This window comes from Oleiphilus sp. HI0132, from assembly GCF_001635845.1.
Window position 1 is genome coordinate 1 of sequence record NZ_LWGJ01000139.1, and the last position, 844, is coordinate 844.

Genomic DNA, 844 nt, shown 5'->3' on the forward strand with positions numbered 1-844 from the left:
ATAGCGAACAAGAAAGTGAAGAACTGCGTATGGTTAATAAATTTCTTGAAAGAATGAATAAGCAGGTTAACGAAAAATGGAATAATCCATACAAAGGTAGGCAAATGCATAGAGGTGTTGCAAAGCTAGAGCTGGACGAATACGGAAATGTCGTTGATGTATTTATCTTCTTGCAGAGTGGTCTCCCTGCTTTGGATGACTCGGTTGTTCGTGCAATTCGAGCCGTAAAGCGCTTTGACGTCCCAAAAAATACGATTATCGCCGAGCGATACAGCCACTTACGGTTTCACTTTAGTTCCATTGAGTTGGAGAGAGATAAAATGCCATTTGAAGTGGATCAATCCCATATTAAAGACGAGAGTGATTAGATGCACGTAAGATCAAAGGTTATTGAACGCAATTCAGAACAGTTTTCCCAGTGCAGAAAGTTGATTATTTTTGGTCCACCCCCTGGTGATCCTCTTGAGTATTTAAATCCTGAAAAGGTAATTACCTTTGATTATCGAGTATATCGGTCTTTAAAAAACTCTCTTGGTAACAAAGTCTTATTTAGTTTGGGTAATGAAGGTCTTGAGGCTTGTGATGCGGTGATCATTCACATCCCAAAAGCAAAGGCAGAGTTGGACCTTATCTTGGCCTATGTTACGCCTCTGTTGTGTCAAGGTGGTGATATCTATCTCGTGGGTGAGAAAAAAGCCGGAATTGCTAGTGCGGCTAAGAAGTTAAGCTCATATAGCAGTGATGCTAGCAAGATTGATTCAGCTAAACACTGTCAATTGTGGCATGCAAGCCTAGATCAAAAAGTCGAGCCGTTTAGCTTAAAAGATTGGATGACATCATTTGA

General features: G+C 40.4%; 1 protein-coding gene and 1 pseudogene. Both read left to right on the forward strand.

Translation table 11 applies throughout. The annotated features are described in order from the left end of the window. The coding region (locus tag A3766_RS01820) for a TonB C-terminal domain-containing protein (protein ID WP_197479174.1) at window positions 1–368 on the forward strand (368 nt) is incomplete at its 5' end. Beyond that, window positions 369–844, forward strand: a pseudogene (locus A3766_RS01825) (hypothetical protein); the annotation flags it as partial.